17 protein-coding genes are annotated in these 17,941 nt (G+C 53.8%); 6 read left to right on the forward strand and 11 right to left on the reverse strand.

Features of this window, described 5'->3' with window-relative positions; translation table 11 throughout:
• Positions 1–7: 7 nt before the first annotated feature.
• The gene (gene ansA / locus RYZ59_RS16795) at positions 8–1,024 is read right to left on the reverse strand and encodes an asparaginase (RefSeq protein WP_202038841.1); all 1,017 of its coding nucleotides are present in this window, start codon (positions 1,022–1,024) and stop codon (positions 8–10) included.
• A 127-nt stretch (positions 1,025–1,151) separates the two neighbouring features.
• Entirely contained in the window at positions 1,152–3,008 is a 1,857-nt protein-coding gene (gene sppA / locus RYZ59_RS16800; protein WP_318049417.1) for a signal peptide peptidase SppA, read from the reverse strand.
• Between the two features lie 173 nt (positions 3,009–3,181).
• Between sppA and RYZ59_RS16805 the strand changes: the two genes are divergently transcribed.
• From RYZ59_RS16805 to RYZ59_RS16815, 3 genes are all read left to right on the forward strand, one after another.
• The gene (locus tag RYZ59_RS16805) at positions 3,182–3,733 is read left to right on the forward strand and encodes an NAD(P)H nitroreductase (protein ID WP_202038839.1); all 552 of its coding nucleotides are present in this window, start codon (positions 3,182–3,184) and stop codon (positions 3,731–3,733) included.
• A 116-nt stretch (positions 3,734–3,849) separates the two neighbouring features.
• On the forward strand, positions 3,850–4,893 hold the full coding sequence (selD, locus tag RYZ59_RS16810) for a selenide, water dikinase SelD (RefSeq protein ID WP_318049413.1): 1,044 nt from the start codon (positions 3,850–3,852) through the stop codon (positions 4,891–4,893).
• Positions 4,894–4,897: 4 nt separating this feature from the next.
• The gene (locus tag RYZ59_RS16815; protein ID WP_318049411.1) at positions 4,898–6,838 is read left to right on the forward strand and encodes a DNA topoisomerase III; all 1,941 of its coding nucleotides are present in this window, start codon (positions 4,898–4,900) and stop codon (positions 6,836–6,838) included.
• 92 nt (positions 6,839–6,930) lie between these two features.
• Here RYZ59_RS16815 and gdhA read toward each other — a convergent pair whose 3' ends face one another.
• On the reverse strand, positions 6,931–8,274 hold the full coding sequence (gene gdhA, locus RYZ59_RS16820) for an NADP-specific glutamate dehydrogenase (RefSeq protein WP_318049409.1): 1,344 nt from the start codon (positions 8,272–8,274) through the stop codon (positions 6,931–6,933).
• Positions 8,275–8,510: 236 nt separating this feature from the next.
• Here gdhA and RYZ59_RS16825 point away from each other — a divergent pair, with 236 nt between their 5' ends.
• On the forward strand, positions 8,511–8,786 hold the full coding sequence (locus tag RYZ59_RS16825; protein WP_137383420.1) for a YnjH family protein: 276 nt from the start codon (positions 8,511–8,513) through the stop codon (positions 8,784–8,786).
• Here RYZ59_RS16825 and RYZ59_RS16830 read toward each other — a convergent pair.
• Complete coding sequence (locus RYZ59_RS16830) at positions 8,746–9,159, reverse strand: pyrimidine (deoxy)nucleoside triphosphate diphosphatase (protein ID WP_318049615.1); 414 nt, start codon at positions 9,157–9,159, stop codon at positions 8,746–8,748. The genes RYZ59_RS16825 and RYZ59_RS16830 overlap by 41 nt on opposite strands.
• Positions 9,160–9,240: 81 nt before the next feature.
• Here RYZ59_RS16830 and RYZ59_RS16835 point away from each other — a divergent pair, with 81 nt between their 5' ends.
• Both RYZ59_RS16835 and RYZ59_RS16840 read left to right on the forward strand, forming a co-directional pair.
• On the forward strand, positions 9,241–9,810 hold the full coding sequence (locus RYZ59_RS16835; protein WP_318049407.1) for a carboxymuconolactone decarboxylase family protein: 570 nt from the start codon (positions 9,241–9,243) through the stop codon (positions 9,808–9,810).
• A complete protein-coding gene (locus tag RYZ59_RS16840; RefSeq protein WP_318049405.1) occupies positions 9,803–10,426 on the forward strand; it encodes a CDP-alcohol phosphatidyltransferase family protein in 624 nt (207 codons plus the stop codon). The genes RYZ59_RS16835 and RYZ59_RS16840 overlap by 8 nt, the downstream gene beginning before the upstream one ends.
• A 44-nt stretch (positions 10,427–10,470) precedes the next feature.
• On the opposite strand, the gene RYZ59_RS16845 is transcribed toward RYZ59_RS16840, so the two are convergent.
• From RYZ59_RS16845 to xthA, 7 genes are all read right to left on the reverse strand, one after another.
• A complete protein-coding gene (locus RYZ59_RS16845) occupies positions 10,471–11,778 on the reverse strand; it encodes a sulfurtransferase (RefSeq protein ID WP_318049403.1) in 1,308 nt (435 codons plus the stop codon).
• An 87-nt stretch (positions 11,779–11,865) separates the two neighbouring features.
• Positions 11,866–12,498, reverse strand: a complete 633-nt coding sequence (locus RYZ59_RS16850; protein WP_318049400.1) for an ATP-binding cassette domain-containing protein — start codon at positions 12,496–12,498, stop codon at positions 11,866–11,868.
• The gene (locus tag RYZ59_RS16855) at positions 12,498–14,033 is read right to left on the reverse strand and encodes a thiamine ABC transporter permease (RefSeq protein ID WP_318049396.1); all 1,536 of its coding nucleotides are present in this window, start codon (positions 14,031–14,033) and stop codon (positions 12,498–12,500) included. Before RYZ59_RS16855 ends, RYZ59_RS16850 begins: the two co-directional genes overlap by 1 nt.
• A complete protein-coding gene (locus RYZ59_RS16860; protein ID WP_318049393.1) occupies positions 14,006–15,175 on the reverse strand; it encodes an ABC transporter substrate-binding protein in 1,170 nt (389 codons plus the stop codon). The genes RYZ59_RS16855 and RYZ59_RS16860 overlap by 28 nt, the downstream gene beginning before the upstream one ends.
• A 26-nt stretch (positions 15,176–15,201) precedes the next feature.
• The gene (locus RYZ59_RS16865) at positions 15,202–15,903 is read right to left on the reverse strand and encodes a TVP38/TMEM64 family protein (protein ID WP_411961709.1); all 702 of its coding nucleotides are present in this window, start codon (positions 15,901–15,903) and stop codon (positions 15,202–15,204) included.
• Between the two features lie 5 nt (positions 15,904–15,908).
• The gene (locus RYZ59_RS16870) at positions 15,909–16,568 is read right to left on the reverse strand and encodes a TVP38/TMEM64 family protein (protein WP_170974388.1); all 660 of its coding nucleotides are present in this window, start codon (positions 16,566–16,568) and stop codon (positions 15,909–15,911) included.
• Positions 16,569–16,788: 220 nt separating this feature from the next.
• Positions 16,789–17,595 carry an exodeoxyribonuclease III gene (gene xthA, locus RYZ59_RS16875; protein ID WP_116360166.1) on the reverse strand — a complete coding sequence of 269 codons (807 nt, stop codon included), beginning with the start codon at positions 17,593–17,595 and terminating at the stop codon, positions 16,789–16,791.
• Positions 17,596–17,941: the final 346 nt, after the last annotated feature.

Raw genomic sequence — 17,941 nt, forward strand, 5'->3', positions numbered from 1 at the left:
GACTCCTTTACTCGTCTGGTGTGAGCTCGCCACGCAGATTTTGCGTCATCGCTTCGCGAATAGCCTGGGTATCCAGGTTCTGGCTCAGCAAATAATGCAGCTTGGTAAGCGTAGCTTCGACGGTCATGTCCGCGCCACCAATAACTCCCGCGTGCGCCAGCGCATTCCCCGTCGCGTAACCGCCCATATTGACCTTGCCGGACATGCATTGGGTGAGATTCACCACCACAATGCCACGCGAACTGGCATCTTCAAGCTCTTTCAAAAACTCTTTGTTTTGTGGTGCATTACCGACACCGTAGGAGCGAAGAATTAATGCTTTCACGGGCTGGCGCAGGAAATTTCGCACCACGTCAGCAGATATCCCTGGGTAAATCGTGACCACGCCGATCGGCTGCGGGGTGATAGGATGCACAATCAGTGAGCCCACACCATGCGGTGCGGGTGGCGTCCCCAGCCGGCGGATGTGGATCCCCGCTTCCAGCAGTGGAGCAAGGTTCGGTGAGGCGAAGGCGTCAAAACCGTCAGCATGTGCTTTGGTTGTACGGTTGCCACGAAACAGGCGATTGTTGAAAAACAGGGTGACTTCGTTGATCGGATAATTAGCTGCAACGTAGAGCGCATTCAGTAAATTAATTTGTCCGTCCGAGCGTAGCTCTGCCAGCGGGATTTGTGACCCTGTCACAATGACCGGTTTACCCAGGTTTTCCAGCATAAAAGAGAGCGCCGAGGCGGTAAACGCCATGGTGTCTGTGCCGTGCAGAATGACAAAACCATCATAATCGTCATAGTGCGCTTTGATGTCTTCAGCAATATGTTGCCAGTCTTCCGGCGTCATATCGGAGGAATCCATCAGTGGGACGTATTCATGGATGGTGAAGTCTGGCATCTCAGGGCGGTGGAATTCAGGCATCAATGCCAGTTGGCGCTGCAGGTGGCCCGAAACCGGAATATAACCCTGTTCAGAGCGCTGCATACCAATGGTACCGCCGGTATAGGCAACGTAAATCGATTTCTTTTGCATGACGATTTTCTTAAGGAGTCAGGATATTAATATAGCCGGATGGCTGCTACGCCTCATCCGGCCTATAAATTGCGCGATATTCGTAGGCCGGATAAGACGCATTAGCGTCCTGTCCGGCAATAGCGATTTAACGTACGTTGGCGCAGGTCAGGCAGAACGCATAACGGTTTTGCGGATCGTTAAACGCAGCCAGTTTATCTCCTTCAGCTTTTACCACGCTGGCAGCAGAAGCCAGCGGTGCCGGGAGCATGGCCTGAAGGGCTTCTGGCAGCATGGCGCGCACCGAACCTGACATACTGTCCATGACCATATCCACGAAGGTGGGTTCGTCCTGATAATACTCAATGTGCCATTGTTTCAGTTTTGCCAGCTCTGCAGCTTTCGCGACGGCATCATCGAAATCGCCCAGGCTGTCTACCAGTCCGTTTGCTTTCGCATCCTGACCGGTCCAGACGTGACCCTGCGCGATTTTATCAATCTGTTCTGGTGTCGTCTTACGTGCATCCGCAACCAGCGTGATAAAGCGCTTATAGCCGTTCTCGATGCTTAACTGCATCATTTGCTGTACTTCCGACGGTAACGCTTTGGTGATAGAGATATCCGCCAGTGGGGATGTTGCAACACCATCAGTATGCACGCCAATTGAATCCAGGCTGTTTTCCACCGTATTGATAACACCAAAGATGCCGATGGAACCGGTCAGGGTGCTGGGGTTTGCCACGATGTAGCTTGCAGGCGTGGAGATCCAGTACCCCCCGGACGCCGCCATGCCGCCCATGGAAACGACAACCGGTTTGCCCGCCGCTTTTGCCGCTGCCAGCTCAGAACGGATCACTTCCGAGGCGCTGACGCTGCCGCCTGGGCTATTCACGCGCAGGACAATGGCTTTCACCTTCGGATCGAGGCGTGCTTCACGGATCTGTGCAGCGGTCGTATTGCCACCTACATTCCCCGGCGTTTCCTCTCCGTCCATAATGGCGCCGTTGGCGAAGACGACGCCGATGCTGTCCCCGGTATCAGCAGGTGTTTTCAGCGTGTAATCGTAGTAGCTGACAGAGCGGTAGTTTTTATCCGCTTTGCTCCAGCCAAACTGTTTGGTCAGCAGCTTTTCGATTTCAGCGCTGGAGGCGAGAGCATCCACCAATTTGTTATCGAGAGCATATTTCGCGGTATCACCGTCGACTTTCGTCAGGCCGTCCAGCATCGCTTGCGCGCCAGGGAATACCTGTTGCGCCGGGATCTGCCGGTTAGCGGCGACCGTATCGAGATAGTTCTGCCACAGCTCGCCAATCCAGCGGCTGTCAGCTTCACGTGCGGCAGGTGACATATCATCACGGATAAACGGCTCGACGGCGGATTTATAGGTGCCCACGCGGAATACATGCGTTGAGACCTTCAGCTTATCCAGCAGGGATTTGTAGTACAGACCGTTGGTGGCAAAGCCGTGCAGATCAACGGAACCCTGCGGAGAGAGATAAATTTTATTGGCGAAACTGGCGAGGTAGTACTGCCCCTGGCTGAAGTTATCGCCCACGGCAAAGACCGGTTTGCCGCTGTCGCGGAATTCCCGCAGCGCTTTACCGATATACTGCATGGAAGGCTGGTCGGCGCCGGCAAAATTTTTCAGATCCATCACAATGCCGGTAATGTTGCGGTCATCTTTGGCCTGTCGAATGGTATTCACGATATCGAACAGGGAGTTTTCCTGTAGACGATCGGAACTTGCGCCAAACAGCTGACGACCGATGACACTTAACCGACTGGTGCTTGAAGGTTTATCAACAATAACCCCCGAGATATCCAGCAGCAGTGCGCCACGTTCAGCATGTTCGCTGGTGTTGCTGCTACTGACCTGCATCCAGATCCCAACACCCACCAGTACTAAAAAGATAAAGAACAGGTTAAGCACAAATTCACGGACGAAATTGAGTAATCGCCATGTCCATTTAAAAAATCCGGCAATAAATCGCCACAGGGTTCGCATGTATTCTCCCTACCGATTAACAACACGCCCCCGTGAGCCACGAGAAAGGCGTTAAGATGTGGCTATCGTAATGACCCGGCAGGCACTTGTCAGCAGGAATCACTACCTGTGCTGTAACAAAATCCGCCCACGTGTTAATTTTGTGAACAAATATCATTGTTGGAGTTAAGCAAATGGATGCACTCGAATTACTTATGACCCGTCGTAGCGCTTCTCGTCTTGTCGAACCGGCCCCGGCGGGAGAGCAGCTGCAAAATATCCTGCGTGCTGGTATGCGTGCGCCAGACCACAAATCGCTACAACCGTGGCAATTTTTTGTGATTGAAGGTGAAGGGCGCGAGCGTTTTAGCGCCGTGCTTGAAAAAGGCGCGATTGCTGCCGGAAGTGATGAAAAAGCACAGGAAAAAGCCCGTACAGCACCGTTTCGCGCGCCGCTGATTATCGCTGTGGTGGCGAAATGTGAAGAAAGCGACAAGGTGCCAATGTGGGAACAAGAAATGTCTGCAGGCTGCGCGGTAATGGCGATGCAAATGGCGGCGATTGCGCAAGGGTTCGGCGGGATCTGGCGCAGCGGAGCCTTAACGGAAAGTACGGTAGTCCGTGAAGCGTTTGATTGTCGTCCACAGGATAAAATTGTCGGTTTTCTCTATCTGGGAACGCCGCAGCTAAAAGCCTCCACCTCGATTAATCTTGCCGATCCGACCTCATTCGTCCGTTATTTCTGACATCAACGGCAAAACTGTCTGGATTATGAGCAAAGACACCCTAATTCAGACAGTCACTCTTACCACATCATGGAATGAGCGCTACCATATCCGCATTGCAATGACAGGAGATGTCCATGAGCGAGCACGCTATTCGTTTAACACAATACAGCCACGGAGCCGGTTGCGGTTGTAAAATTTCCCCGAAAGTGTTGGAAACCATCCTGCACAGCGAGCAGGCGAAGTTTGTTGATCCGAATTTACTCGTGGGTAATGAAACCCGCGATGACGCGGCGGTGTACGATCTGGGTAACGGCACCAGCGTTATCAGTACCACCGATTTCTTTATGCCGATTGTCGATAATCCGTTTGATTTTGGCCGCATTGCTGCGACCAACGCTATCAGCGACATTTTTGCGATGGGCGGCAAACCGATTATGGCAATCGCTATTCTGGGCTGGCCTCTTGATAAACTGGCGCCGGAAATCGCCCGCGAAGTGACCGAAGGTGGGCGCTTTGCCTGTCGTCAGGCGGGGATTGCACTGGCGGGTGGCCACTCTATCGATGCCCCAGAGCCTATCTTTGGCCTTGCGGTAACCGGCGTTGTGCCGACCGAACGTGTGAAGAAAAACAGCACCGCAGAGGCTGGATGTAAGCTGTTCCTCACCAAACCGCTGGGTATTGGTGTACTGACCACTGCAGAGAAAAAATCGCTGCTGAAACCGGAACACGTCGGACTGGCGACGGAAGTGATGTGCCGGATGAACATTGCCGGTGCGGCATTCGCCGATATCGACGGCGTAAAAGCCATGACCGACGTGACCGGTTTTGGTTTGCTGGGGCATCTGAGTGAGATGTGCCAGGGGGCCGGCGTTCAGGCGCAGATCGTCTATCAGGACATTCCTAAGCTTCCTGGCGTTGAAGAATACATCGCACAGGGCGCAGTGCCGGGCGGTACGCAGCGTAACTACGCGAGCTATGGACACCTGATGGGGGAAATGCCGCAATCGGTACGCGATCTGCTGTGCGATCCGCAAACTTCCGGCGGCTTGCTGCTGGCGGTAACACCGGAATCTGAAGCTGAGGTCAAAGCCGCAGCGGCGCAGTTTGGTATCGATCTCACGGCTATCGGTGAGCTAGTGGAAGCCCGCGGCGGTCGCGCCATGGTTGAGATTCGTTAACCCGATGCGGTTGTTTATCGCCGAAAAACCAAGCCTGGCGCGCGCCATCGCCGATGTGCTACCCAAACCACATCGTAAAGGTGACGGTTTTATCGAATGCGGAAATGGGCAAGTGGTGACCTGGTGTATTGGTCACCTGCTTGAACAGGCGCAGCCGGATGCCTACGACAGTCGTTATGCTCGCTGGAGTCTGGCCGATCTGCCGATTGTTCCGGAAAAGTGGCAACTACAGCCGCGTCCTTCTGTGACCAAACAACTCAACGTCATTAAACGCTTTTTACATGAAGCCAGCGAAGTTATTCATGCCGGAGACCCCGATCGCGAAGGACAACTGCTGGTGGATGAAGTGCTGGATTACCTGCAACTGGCGCCTGAAAAGCGCCAGCAGGTGCAACGTTGCCTGATTAACGACCTCAACCCACAGGCCGTGGAGCGGGCGATAGAGCGCCTACGTGCAAACAGCGAGTTCATCCCACTGTGCGTGTCGGCACTGGCGCGGGCGCGGGCGGACTGGCTGTACGGTATCAATATGACGCGCGCCTACACTATTCTCGGGCGCAACGCAGGATACCAAGGCGTTCTCTCTGTTGGCCGTGTACAGACACCCGTGCTTGGGCTGGTTGTACGTCGCGATGAAGAGATTGAGAACTTCGTCGCCAAAGACTTCTTCGAAGTGAAAGCGCATATCGTAACGCCCGCCGATGAACGATTTACCGCTATCTGGCAGCCGAGTGAAGCGTGTGAGCCGTATCAGGATGAAGAAGGGCGCTTGCTGAATCGTACGCTGGCTGAGCATGTGGTGAAGCGCATCAACGGTCAGCCGGCGATAGTCACCAGTTATAATGATAAACGGGAATCAGAATCCGCACCGCTGCCGTTTTCGCTGTCAGCGTTGCAGATTGAAGCCGCGAAACGCTTCGGTTTAAGTGCGCAAAATGTTCTGGATATCTGCCAAAAACTGTACGAAACCCATAAGTTGATTACCTATCCGCGTTCGGATAGCCGTTATCTGCCGGAAGAGCACTTTGCCGGACGTCACGCGGTACTGAACGCGATTAGCGTCCATGCGCCGGATCTGCTCCCGCAGCCGGCGGTCAATCCCGATACGCGAAATCGTTGTTGGGACGATAAAAAGGTGGATGCGCACCACGCTATTATTCCGACAGCGCGCAGCTCATCCATCAATCTCAATGACAATGAGTCGAAGATTTACAACCTGATTGCGCGTCAGTATCTGATGCAATTTTGCGCAGATGCGGTATTCAGGAAGTGCGTTATTGAGCTGGATATCGCCAAAGGTAAGTTTGTCGCCAAAGCGCGTTTCCTGGCCGAGGCCGGATGGCGTACGCTGCTCGGTAACAAAGAACGCGATGAAGATAACGACGGGACGCCGCTGCCGGTGGTGGCAAAAGATGACGAACTGCTGTGCGAAAAAGGCGAGGTGGTTGAACGTCAGACCCAGCCGCCGCGCCACTTTACCGATGCCACGCTGCTGTCAGCGATGACCGGGATTGCGCGATTCGTGCAGGATAAAGATCTGAAGAAGATCCTGCGCGCAACGGATGGTTTAGGTACGGAAGCGACACGTGCCGGAATTATCGAGCTGCTGTTTAAGCGTGGGTTTCTGGTGAAAAAAGGACGTTATATCCATTCGACCGATGCGGGAAAAGCGCTGTTCCACTCGTTGCCAGAAATGGCGACGCGCCCGGACATGACAGCGCACTGGGAATCTATCCTGACCCAAATCAGCGAAAAGCAGTGTCGTTATCAGGACTTTATGCAACCGTTAGTCGGAACGTTGTATCAGTTAATCGACCAGGCTCGTAGTACACCCGTTCGCCGGTTCCGTGGGATTGCTGCCCCTGGCGGCAGTGAGAAGAAAAAGAGTGTGTCGCGTAAACGTCCGGCAAAAAAAAGCCCGCCATCGGAAGAGGCAGGCGTGTAGTGTATTCGTAGGCCGGACAAGGCACGTGTACTGCATCCGGCAATGCCTGATGGCGCGACGCTTATCAGGCCTACGGGAGCTACCGTTCTGGATTAAATCACACCCTGGCCTAGCATCGCGTCGGCAACTTTCACAAAGCCTGCGATGTTGGCGCCGCGCACATAGTTGGTCTGTTTGCTTTCACCGCCGTACTCGACACAGGCATGGTGAATATCCAGCATGATGTGGTGCAGGCGTGCATCCACTTTTTCCGCTTTCCAGCCCAGACGAGCGGCGTTTTGCGCCATTTCCAGACCGGATGTGGCGACACCACCGGCGTTGGCGGCTTTGCCTGGCGCGAACAAAACGCCTGCTTCCAGGAACAGATCGGTGGCCTCGATGGTCGTTGGCATATTTGCGCCTTCGGCGACGGCTTTCACGCCATTGGCGATCAGTACGCGTGCGGCATCGACATCCAGTTCGTTCTGGGTTGCGCATGGCAGGGCGATATCAACCGGAACAGACCAGGGTTGTTTACCTTCCAGATAGGTCAGACCAAACTCACGGGCGTAATCCGCCACACGACCGTCACGGCTGTCTTTAATCGCGCACAGACGCGCCAGTTTTTCTGTTGTAAATCCACTTTCATCAACCACGGTACCGCTGGAATCGGAGGCGGTAACCACACGCGCACCAAACTCCATCGCCTTCTCAATGGCGAATTGTGCAACGTTACCGGAGCCGGAAACAGCCACACGCATCCCTTCAAAGCCCAGACCATGACGTTTGAGCATCGCTTCGGTGAAGTACACCAGACCGTAGCCCGTTGCTTCCGGGCGAATCAGACTGCCACCGAAAGAAAGGCCTTTTCCGGTGAAGACGCAGGCGCCGTTATTGGACAGTTTTTTCATCATCCCGGCCATAAAGCCGACCTCACGACCGCCCACGCCGATATCACCCGCAGGGACGTCGGTATCAGGCCCTAAATGGCGGAACAGTTCGGTCATCAGCGCCTGACAAAAACGCATGATTTCGCCTTCGCTTTTACCTTTCGGGTCAAAGTCGCTGCCGCCTTTACCACCGCCCATTGGCAGCGTGGTGAGTGCGTTTTTAAAGGTCTGCTCGAAGCCGAGGAACTTCAGGATCGACAGGTTCACCGAAGGATGGAAACGCATGCCGCCTTTGTACGGGCCAATCGCGGAGCTGAACTGTACACGCCACGCACGGTTAACCTGTACCTGATTGCGATCGTCGAGCCAGACCACGCGGAACTGAATCACGCGCTCCGGTTCAACCAGACGCTCCAGCAAGGACATTTGACGATAGCGCGGGTTTTGCTCAAGGAACGGCCACAGTGTCGTCATTACCTCACGAACGGCTTGCGCGAACTCGGTCTGATTCGGGTCGCGCTTTTGTACATGGTTGAGAAACGACTCCAGAGAACATGTCTGATCCATAGATATAAGAACCTCTTATGTATTGATATGGTTATATTTTTGATATTTGTGTTAAGTGTTTTGCAGTTTTTGACTATACCATCAGCAGTGTGACGAGACGCAAGAAAAAATTAATCCCGCTAAGTAAATTAATATCGCGGCGTTGCTCATAACCAAAAACGATGATCGAGGAACTAAAGTTTCTGCCGGTTTATACCGTTATACTGAGCATAAATGTCAGTTAAAAAGGAAAGAATATGCGCCGTTTAATCATGGCAGGTGCGTTGGTGATGTTATCCAACGGGGTACTGGCAAATCAGCTTTATCGTCCGGATGTGCAAGTGAATGTGCCGCCGGAAGTGTTCAGTTCCAGCGGTCAGCGCGCGCAGCCCTGTAATCAGTGCTGCATTTATCAGGATCAAAACTATTCAGAAGGGGCGGTGGTGAAAGCCGATGGCGTGCTGCTACAGTGCCAGCGCGATGAGAAAACCATCAGCACGAATCCGCTGGTCTGGCGGCGTGTAAAAGAATAAACGCTTCTAATAGCGGGATATCGGCAGGCGCGAGTGGATAACGCAGCGCCTCTTCGGGGGAGCACCAGACCAAATCCTGATGCTCATGGGCGTAAAGCTCACCCTGATAAGCCGGCACGTGCCATGCGTGCAGATGTATCAATCGGCCTGACACTTCACGCTGATGGCTGGCGATGTAATTCCCAACGATAGCCTCGATACCCAGTTCCTCACGTAATTCACGGACCAGCGCCTGTGGCTGGCTCTCTCCAGGTTCAACCTTACCACCAGCAAATTCCCACATACCGGATTGATCTGCATGCTGCGGGCGTTGAGCCAGTAAAATTTTGCCATCACGTTCAATAATCGCAGCGACCACGTCGAGGGTTTTCATCATATTCATCAAGATCTAACAGCAGAAAATGACATAATATAGTTAACCATGGGTTTGACCAAAAGTATTCAGGAGCAACCGTTGAATGAACCTCAGTCATGGGTAAAACCGTTGACGCGTATCCCTTCCAGTTTGAAACCGCTTGTAGCAACACAGAAAAAACACTATGGCGATGTGCTACATCCCACGCGCTGGTGGGGGCGAATGCCATTTCTGTTCTGGCTGGTGGCGCTGTTTGTTGGCTTCCTTGAGCGTAAGCGGGCGCGCTTAACGCCGGTGATGCGAGCATTGTTGATGACACGTGTTTCTCAGGTGTGCCATTGTGCCTTTTGTGTGGATGCTAACAGTTTACGTCTGGCTGAACGCTGTGGCGCACTGGATAAAGTATTGCAGGTGGCTAATTGGCAGGAATCGAGGCTGTTCAGTGAAGAAGAACGTGTCGCACTGGCTTATGCGGATGCCGTTACCGCCACGCCGCCTCGGGTTGATGAGGCATTAAAGGCGCAAATGAAGCTGTATTTTACCGAGGATGCCATTACTGAAATGACCGCGCTGATTGCGTTCCAGAATCTCTCGGCGCGCTTTAATGCCGCCCTTGATATTCCTTCGCAGGGACTGTGCGACACCTTCAAAGGACGCCCACATGCTTGACTGCCATCTTCATCCGCGCTTAAAACCGCTTTTGCATCGCTGTGTGCGGGTTATCGATAAACCCGCAATTACGCCGGATGGCCTGACACTGGTTGGTTTTGCCATTGGCGTGCTGGCGCTGCCGTTTCTGGCTTTAGGCTGGTATCCGGCGGCGTTGGTGGCCATCGTGCTAAATCGTCTGTTTGATGGGCTGGATGGTGCGCTGGCGCGGCGCAGGGGGCTTACTGATGCCGGCGGGTTTCTCGATATCTCGCTCGACTTTCTTTTTTACGCCTTAGTGCCGTTTGGGTTTATTCTGGCCGCACCGGAGCTGAATTCGCTGGCCGGCAGCTGGCTGTTGTTTGCCTTTATCGGAACGGGGAGCAGTTTTCTCGCCTTTGCCGCGTTGGCGGCGAAACACCAGATTGATAATCCGGGTTATGCGCATAAGTCGTTTTATTATCTGGGTGGGCTGACCGAAGGAACCGAGACCATTTTGCTGTTTGTGCTGGGCTGCTTGTTCCCAGGCTATTTTGCCCTGATGGCATGGATATTTGGCGCGCTGTGCTGGATGACAACACTCACCCGGATCTGGAGTGGATATTTGACGCTGAAAGCGGTTCAGCGTCAGGCGTAACGTATTGCGTTGCCGGATGCGCTTATCCGGCAATCATGCCAATATTACTTGCTGCTGTCCGGACCACGTTCACCGCTGGCTACCGGGTTCTTCGGATCGCTGCTCCACTCATACCAACCGCCATCATAGACCGACACGTTTTGCCAGCCCATTGCGCGGGCGTATATAAAGGTTTCTGAGGCGCGCCAACCGGTACCGCAATAGAAAGAGACCTGCTGATCCGGCAGAATGTTCCATTGCTTCCACATTGCGGCGATGTCGTCTGCACTGCGCATCGTGCCATCCGGATTATGGAAATCTTCCATGTGGGTGGAGTCACTTCCTGCATGACCCCAACGAGCGCCAGCGATTTCACCTTTTGGCTTGATGTAGCTATATCCACTGGTGGTGCCGATAAACTCTGGCCACGAACGGATGCTGACCAGTGACGCATCCTGGCGATGCAGCAAGCCGCGAGCCTGCGCCATATCCAGCATCAATTGTGGTTGGGCGGGGATCGTGACGCCAAAATCCGGTTCAGGTTTGACCGTCGGCGGGGTGCCGCGTTCGACGGGTAAACCTGCGTCGGACCAGGTTTGCCATCCACCGTCGAGCAGGCGCACATCTTTTACACCCGCATACAGCATGATTTGCGCCACTCGTGCGGCGGCGTACACATCGCGGCCATACAAAATGACCGTGGTGTCGTGGCGGATACCGTGTTTAGCCAGCATCGCTTTTAGCTGCTCGTCGGAGACTTTATTCCACAGCGGTTCGCTTTCCACTTCGTTAGTGTCAATGTATCCCGCACCCGGAATATGGCTCAGCAGATAAAATTTTGGCGCACCCCAGGCCGCTTCAATGACTTTCCAGTCACCAGTCGGTTTTGCGGTAACGTCTTTGCCTTGCTGAAGATCGTGTAACCATTGTGGGTAGACCAACTGTTCGAAGTGCGGCAGACGTTGCAACCGTGCAGGGTCCTGTAGCGCATCGCTAAGGGTCGAAATATGGCTAAAACCCACTTTTTGCAGGCGGGCTTTGACGGCTTTTACATCGCTGTCGTTGCCATACAGTGCCACTGACGCATCGGTTTTTAACTGATGTGCCTGAACCCAGGCGGTAAGTTGTTCATCGTTCATCTTGTCGAGCCAGGCGGCGGACAGATTCAGTGCGGAAGGTTCGTGCCCGGAAGGACCATTGAGCGACTGAGGCCAGCCGTTATAAAAAGCGCTCAGACGGGTATCGATCGCCGCGCCTTGTTTTTGCTGTAACTGGTTGAGGGTAAGCGTCTGCGCTGTTTCAGCAGCCCAGGATGAAGCGCAAGCGAGCCCTAAAGCCAGTGCCAGCGCGGTCATTTGAGAAACACGTTTCATCGAATAGCCCGACGTTGAAAAAAGAGGACGACATTCTGTGCCGCCGGTTAAGTAAAATCCTTGCGTTAACGCAGCATAACGCCACATTCACGCCCAGGAACCCATTTGTACTACCCGGCCTGCCGGGGTGACGTCTTGCGTATCGTGGGTGACTTGCACCACAGGGATCCCCAGCGTCCGCACTTCGGTGAACACCCACTGGCGAAACGTATCCCGCAGTGACGCATCCAGGCGACTGAAGGGTTCATCCAGCAGCAAAGCCTGCGGTTGCGCCAGCAGGGCGCGAAGCAGGGCGATGCGTGAACGTTGCCCCCCGGACAACGATGCCGGGTCGCGATGATAAAAGCCTGCCAGGTCCGCACGCTCAAGGGCATGTTCCACTTCATCGCGTCTCGCCGTGCCTTTCTGGTCAGCGGGAAGCGCCAGTGATAAATTTTGTCCAACACTGAAATGATCAAACAGCAGGGCATCCTGGAACAGAATACCAATCTGGCGCTGCGCGGTAGGTAATGTGTCAATGCGCCGTTCATTGAGCCATAGTTGGCCGGAGGCACGAAATTGATCGGGGAGCGCACCAATCATCCACGAAAATAGTGAAGACTTGCCGCTTCCTGAAGGACCCATAATAGTGACAATGTCACCTTTATTGACCTGAAGGTTGACGCCTGTCAGCAGGGGTGTTGAACCCAGGTACAGGGAAACATCTTGCACTATGAGCATTAGCGGAGTCCTTGTCGAAAGCGGCCAGCCAGGGCGGAAAGCGAGGCTGCGAGTGCGAAAACAACCAACGGTAACAGCAATTGCCATAGCGCCTGTGCCGCCAGAATAGCGGTGCTACCACCGCTGCTTAATGCTACGGCTTCGGTCGTGAGTGTGGGATAACGACCTGCGCCCAACCATAATGTTGGCATGTACTGGGCAATACTAACCGAAAATCCTACGGCGAAAGCAATCAGTGCCGGGCGCAGAATCAACGGGCATTTTACCTGCCAGAAGATGCGGTTTTGTGTCCAGCCCAGCGTTTGCGCAATCACAATAAGGCGCGAGTCAATACGCTGCCATGCAGGTTTAAGTACAAACAGCATCCACGGTGTTACCCACAATAAATGCCCCCAGACCACCGTGATGAACTGGCCATCCAGTTCAGCATATAGCGCCAGTGTGTATTGCCCGGTGACCAGCGGTAACGCGGGTAAGATAATGGGCAACCAGACCCAGCGGTGTCCGGTTTGTGGCCCCCATTCCAGCCATGTCAACAGTGTGACCAGCGCAAGTGTACTGGCCAGAACCCCCATTTGCAGGCTGTTGATCAGCGCATCTCGGTTCAGCGATGAGTATTCTGCCATCAGGAGCAGAACGACTGCGCACACAACGCCGCTGATGGGCAGAAGTTGTATCAGCGAACGTCCGGCTGTACAGGATGAAAAATGCAGGCGTACACCGCTGATTGTCGGAATTGTGCGCCGCCAGCCGCGCCAGAGCAGATAGCCCACCAGCGCAAAAATGACCAGTAACAGCACCAGCAGTAAGCTGGCGAGCGCACCTTTTGTCTGCTGGTCGGCGTCGCCCTGGCTTAACCATTGCCAGCTCAACACTGCGAGTGTTGGCGGGTTGCCGGGCCCAAGGACGATCGCGACATCCACGACGGAGAGCGACCACGCGACAATCGCCAGCATAACTTTCCCTAGCGCTGGCGCGATAGAGGGCAGTACCAACCAGTTCAGACACTGCAACCGGCTGTAACCCAGTGAGTCCAGCACGATGACCTGTTGCGACAATTGCTTTTCACTCAATAAAGCGGAAAGGACCCAGAGCAAAAAAGCGCTTTCTTTCACCGCCAATGTGATGCCCAGACCCACACCGTAGCGGTCCAACAGTGGGCTGAGAAACGGCAATATACGGTAGAGCATGCCGCCTTCGGCGAAAAGTAACAGCATGCTGGTGGCAAAAGCAACGTGCGGAACCGCCAGCAGCCAGGGGAGGCGAGTACAAAGCCGCGCCCATCCAGCGCCGGGCCAGAATGCAAGGACGGTCAGCAGAGCGATACTGAGCGCGCCAGTGGCTGCCAGCGTGACAGAAACCAGTGTCGCCAGTAACGCTTGCAGGATTTGGGGATCGGCAAACAGCGCCAGCCAGTGTGCAAGGGAAAGCGCTGGCGCAATTAGCGTAAAAGCCGCAGGGACCAGCGGCAAGTAGATTGCCGCCATGAAGGCCCAGAGCAGCAGAATTAATGCGTACCGTAACGGCGTAGCCATTCTTGTTCCAGTGCATTTACCCAGGCTGCATGTGGCTCAGGCAGGACTGCGGGGAGTCCTTGCGGGATTCGAGCCAGTAGCGCTTCCCGCTGTTCGGCTGGTAACTTTTGGGGGGCAAGCACTGAAGGATCGCCCCAAAAGGTTGGGTCAGCTTTGCGGAGCTGCGCTTCAGGCGAGAGCAGGAAGTTAGCCACCACTTTCGCCCCGGCACTGGCACGCGCATTCGCGGGAATGGTGACAAAATGCACATTACCCAGCATGCCCTGAGAGAAGCCAAAACTATAGCTATTTTTCGGTAACTCGCCGCGAGCGATTTTTTGCTGTGCATGCGCAGGGTTAAAGGTTAACGATATCCGCAGCGTGCCGCTATTCAGCAAGGCATCCATGCGGGCAGGCGTAGGGGGAAAGTCTTTCCCTTCGCGCCACAGTGCGGGATGTAAGGCATCAAGATACTGCCACAAGGGGGCGGTAACCTCGGCGAACGTGGCTGCATCGGGCGCGCTTTTCAGTGCTTGTGGTTTTGCGGTGAGCGTAATCAGCAACTGTTCGAGAAAAGCGGTACCGGTAAAGTCGGGTGGGCGCGGATAAGTCACCGTGCCGGGATGCGCTCGCGCAAATTCCAGCAGTGCCTGCGCAGAACGAGGGGGATGTTCGGTGATATCCCGATTGGCGATAAAGGTTAACTGCGCGCCACCCCACGGAGATTCGGCACCCTCTGTTGGAATGGCGAAGTCTTCAGTCACCGGTTGTTGGGTATCCACGTAACGCCAGTTGGGCAGCATTTGCGCCCACTGCGTTTGCAGCAGGCCAGCGTCTTTCAGGGTGCGAAAATTCTCGCCATTGACCCACAGAAGATCAACCGAACCGCCTGTTTTACGCCCTGAAGCTGCTTCGGTCTGGATGCGTTTTACAGCATCGGCGGCATCCGCCAGACGGACAATTTTCAGGTTAATGGCGTAGTGTGTTTTCATCTCACTGCTAACCCAGTCGAGATACTGATTAACGGCGTTATCGCCTCCCCAGGCGTTAAACCACACCGTCTGACCCCGGGCGTCGTTTTTGATTTGCTGCCAGTTATCACTCTGCGCAAAGGTCGCCAGCGGAGAGAGCAGCAAACCCAGGCACAATAAACAGTAACGCATAGTATCTCCAGTCGTTTATGGAGGCTTCAGGAACGCTTCCTGTGCCGCTCAAGATAAAGGCCTCTTGCCACTGAAATCACGACACTCAGGGCAAACAGAATAAACAGCCCGGTCACAAACCAATATGTGCCGCCGGTCAGCAGGCTACCAGCCCATGAGTAAACGATAGTGGCAGGCAACTGGCCAATACCGGTGGCGATGAAAAAATGACGAAAGCGGATGGACGTTAGGCCAGCGGCGTAACTGACCGGATCGAAGGGAACGAAAGGCAACAGACGGCAAACCAGAATGGCATGTTTACCGTAGCGCTCAAAAAAGGCGTCCATATTTTCCAGCACCGTTTTACCGGTTAATCTTTCTACCGCGCTGCGACCGAACACCCGGGCGATAAAAAAGCAGAGTGCTGCACCCGCCATCGCACTGGTCCAGGAGAGAACACCGCCCCAGAATGCGCCAAACAATGAGGCATTCGCAAAGGTGATCAGGAAGGCCGGAAGCGGGGCGATGATCGCCTGTAAAATCATCAGGAAGAACGATACGACCGCGGCCTGAGGTCCCCAGGAGCGAATGAAATTTTCAAGCGCATGCTGATCAAGCGTGGTAAACGCAGTCAGGCTCTGCGTGAGAAAGTCTCTCACGCCGGGCAGCCATGCCCACGCCATTAACGCGACGACCAACAGGGCAATGAACCCAGCCCGGCAACACTTTCTGATCTGCGTTTTATTCAGCGTTCTCATTTACCGGCAAGCTCTCGATTTGCAGAGGGGTCGATATGTTTATACCGGGCCCAGGCCTTTGCCGCCTGCACGAGGGCAAACAAGGCAAAACCTGCAACACTGAGTTTAACGATAAACGCCCAGGTGATGCCTTCACTGGCGAGTTCGTGTGACATCAGCGTATAGATAAAGATACCGGGTAACGTGGTGATAGCTGAAATCAGTGTAAATGACCAGAACGGAATGGCCGTCAGTCCGTACGCATAGTTTTGAATATTATAAGGAAACAGGGGTACGAGGCGGGTCAGGATCAGAAAGTCGATACCGCTATGGGCAATGCCTTTTTCGATCGCCTGAAACGTCGCCGTATGCCCGACGTGTTTCAGTAATAGTTCCCGCCCAAGCCAGCGTGCCAGTAAAAATGACAATGCCGAGGCAACGGTTGCTGCCAGTAAAGAGATGAGCGTGCCAACCAGTGGGCCGAAAAGGATACCGCCGACAATCACCAGAATGCTGCCGGGTATCAGGCACAGCGCCGCGACGATAAAGAGCAAAATATAAAGCGCGTAGCCGAACAGCCCGCTTTGGCGGATGACATCTTGTAAATGATGGAGATTGGTTATCAGGTCAGACAGACCAAAATAGTGGAAAACCCCAGCCAGGGCGCAGAATAGCACTGCCACAATCAGCAGTCGGTATTCTGCCTTATGCGAACTTCTTTTTCATGGGGGGTCTCCTGTAAATCCGTGGGTAATGATGCGTTTTCACCAGCGAAAAGTGCGCGCGAAGATATATTAAAATCCCGCTCGCAACAATGTATTACCGTCGCTTTATTGATTTTGCACAGAATATACTGACTCTCCAGGCGAGGCCCGGAGAGCGAAAAAATGCAGATGATTAGACGCGGAATTTTGCCCACACTGGCGCGTGGTCGGACGGTTTTTCCATGCTGCGGATCTCATAGTCGATACCCGTTTCTTCGCAGCGTTCCGCCAGCGGATTGCTTGCCAGCAGCAGGTCAATACGCAGACCACGGTTATCGTCGAAGCCTTTCGAGCGGTAATCAAACCACGAGAACTGGTCGTTTTTATCAGGATGCGCGTGACGATAGGTGTCCACCAGCCCCCAACCTAACAGACGTTCCATCCACTCACGTTCTTCCGGCAGGAAGGAACATTTTCCGGTACGCAGCCAGCGTTTGCGATTCTCTTCGCCGATGCCGATATCCAGGTCGGTTGGGCTGATATTCATATCACCCATGATCAGCACCGGATTATCGCGTTTCAGCTCCGTCTCAAGATAGTTTTGTAAGTTCTGATAGAACGCCGCTTTCGCCGGGAATTTGGTTTCATGGTCGCGGCTTTCGCCCTGTGGGAAGTAGCCGTTGATGACGGTGATGTTGCCAAGCGGAGACGGGATCTCCGCCATAATGATACGGCGCTGAGCCTCTTCGTCATCATTCGGGAAACCACGGCGCACTGCAATCGGTGTCTCTTTGGTCAACAGTGCCACGCCGTAATGGCCTTTCTGTCCGTGATAGAAAACGTTGTAGCCCAGTTTTGCTACCTCTTCGAGCGGGAACATATCGTCGTGAACTTTTGTCTCCTGTAAGCCAATAACATCCGGTTGGTGTTTTTCGACAATGGCTGCCAGTTGATGAGGACGGGCACGCAGGCCGTTGATATTAAAAGAGACAAATTTCATAGTCGCTGCCACTTTGTAAGATGAATAGTGCAAGGATGGTAGCAGAATTTCGACGAACTGACTGCTTCTTGTCACCTGATTCCAACAATGATTGCTAATGGTGTTAACGATGGAGCAAAAACTGCACCGTTTTGGCGCGAAGCGCGTCGCTATGGGGCAATAATTTCCGATAAATTTCGTATACGATCACAATTCCAGAATTATATTTGGCGACTGAATAAAATTGCGGTTTTTCCTCTATTTAGTCCGCTGATGCGCAAACATATTCACTTTATATGCACATATGGTGAATATCGCTGTGCTGTAACTTGTTGATATTCCGTTCTCTGACCCCGTTTATGCACTT

The organism is Citrobacter sp. HN-141, from assembly GCF_033341895.1.
GTDB lineage: Bacteria > Pseudomonadota > Gammaproteobacteria > Enterobacterales > Enterobacteriaceae > Citrobacter.

Bases quoted from the DNA above. Each gene is read 5' to 3' on its own strand.
- ansA (WP_202038841.1), bottom strand. From the start codon at position 1,024: ATGCAAAAGAAATCGATTTACGTTGCCTATACCGGCGGTACCATTGGT.
- sppA (WP_318049417.1), bottom strand. From the start codon at position 3,008: ATGCGAACCCTGTGGCGATTTATTGCCGGATTTTTTAAATGGACATGG.
- RYZ59_RS16805 (WP_202038839.1), top strand. From the start codon at position 3,182: ATGGATGCACTCGAATTACTTATGACCCGTCGTAGCGCTTCTCGTCTT.
- selD (WP_318049413.1), top strand. From the start codon at position 3,850: ATGAGCGAGCACGCTATTCGTTTAACACAATACAGCCACGGAGCCGGT.
- RYZ59_RS16815 (WP_318049411.1), top strand. From the start codon at position 4,898: ATGCGGTTGTTTATCGCCGAAAAACCAAGCCTGGCGCGCGCCATCGCC.
- gdhA (WP_318049409.1), bottom strand. From the start codon at position 8,274: ATGGATCAGACATGTTCTCTGGAGTCGTTTCTCAACCATGTACAAAAG.
- RYZ59_RS16825 (WP_137383420.1), top strand. From the start codon at position 8,511: ATGCGCCGTTTAATCATGGCAGGTGCGTTGGTGATGTTATCCAACGGG.
- RYZ59_RS16830 (WP_318049615.1), bottom strand. From the start codon at position 9,159: ATGAAAACCCTCGACGTGGTCGCTGCGATTATTGAACGTGATGGCAAA.
- RYZ59_RS16840 (WP_318049405.1), top strand. From the start codon at position 9,803: ATGCTTGACTGCCATCTTCATCCGCGCTTAAAACCGCTTTTGCATCGC.
- RYZ59_RS16845 (WP_318049403.1), bottom strand. From the start codon at position 11,778: ATGAAACGTGTTTCTCAAATGACCGCGCTGGCACTGGCTTTAGGGCTC.
- RYZ59_RS16850 (WP_318049400.1), bottom strand. From the start codon at position 12,498: ATGCTCATAGTGCAAGATGTTTCCCTGTACCTGGGTTCAACACCCCTG.
- RYZ59_RS16855 (WP_318049396.1), bottom strand. From the start codon at position 14,033: ATGGCTACGCCGTTACGGTACGCATTAATTCTGCTGCTCTGGGCCTTC.
- RYZ59_RS16860 (WP_318049393.1), bottom strand. From the start codon at position 15,175: ATGCGTTACTGTTTATTGTGCCTGGGTTTGCTGCTCTCTCCGCTGGCG.
- xthA (WP_116360166.1), bottom strand. From the start codon at position 17,595: ATGAAATTTGTCTCTTTTAATATCAACGGCCTGCGTGCCCGTCCTCAT.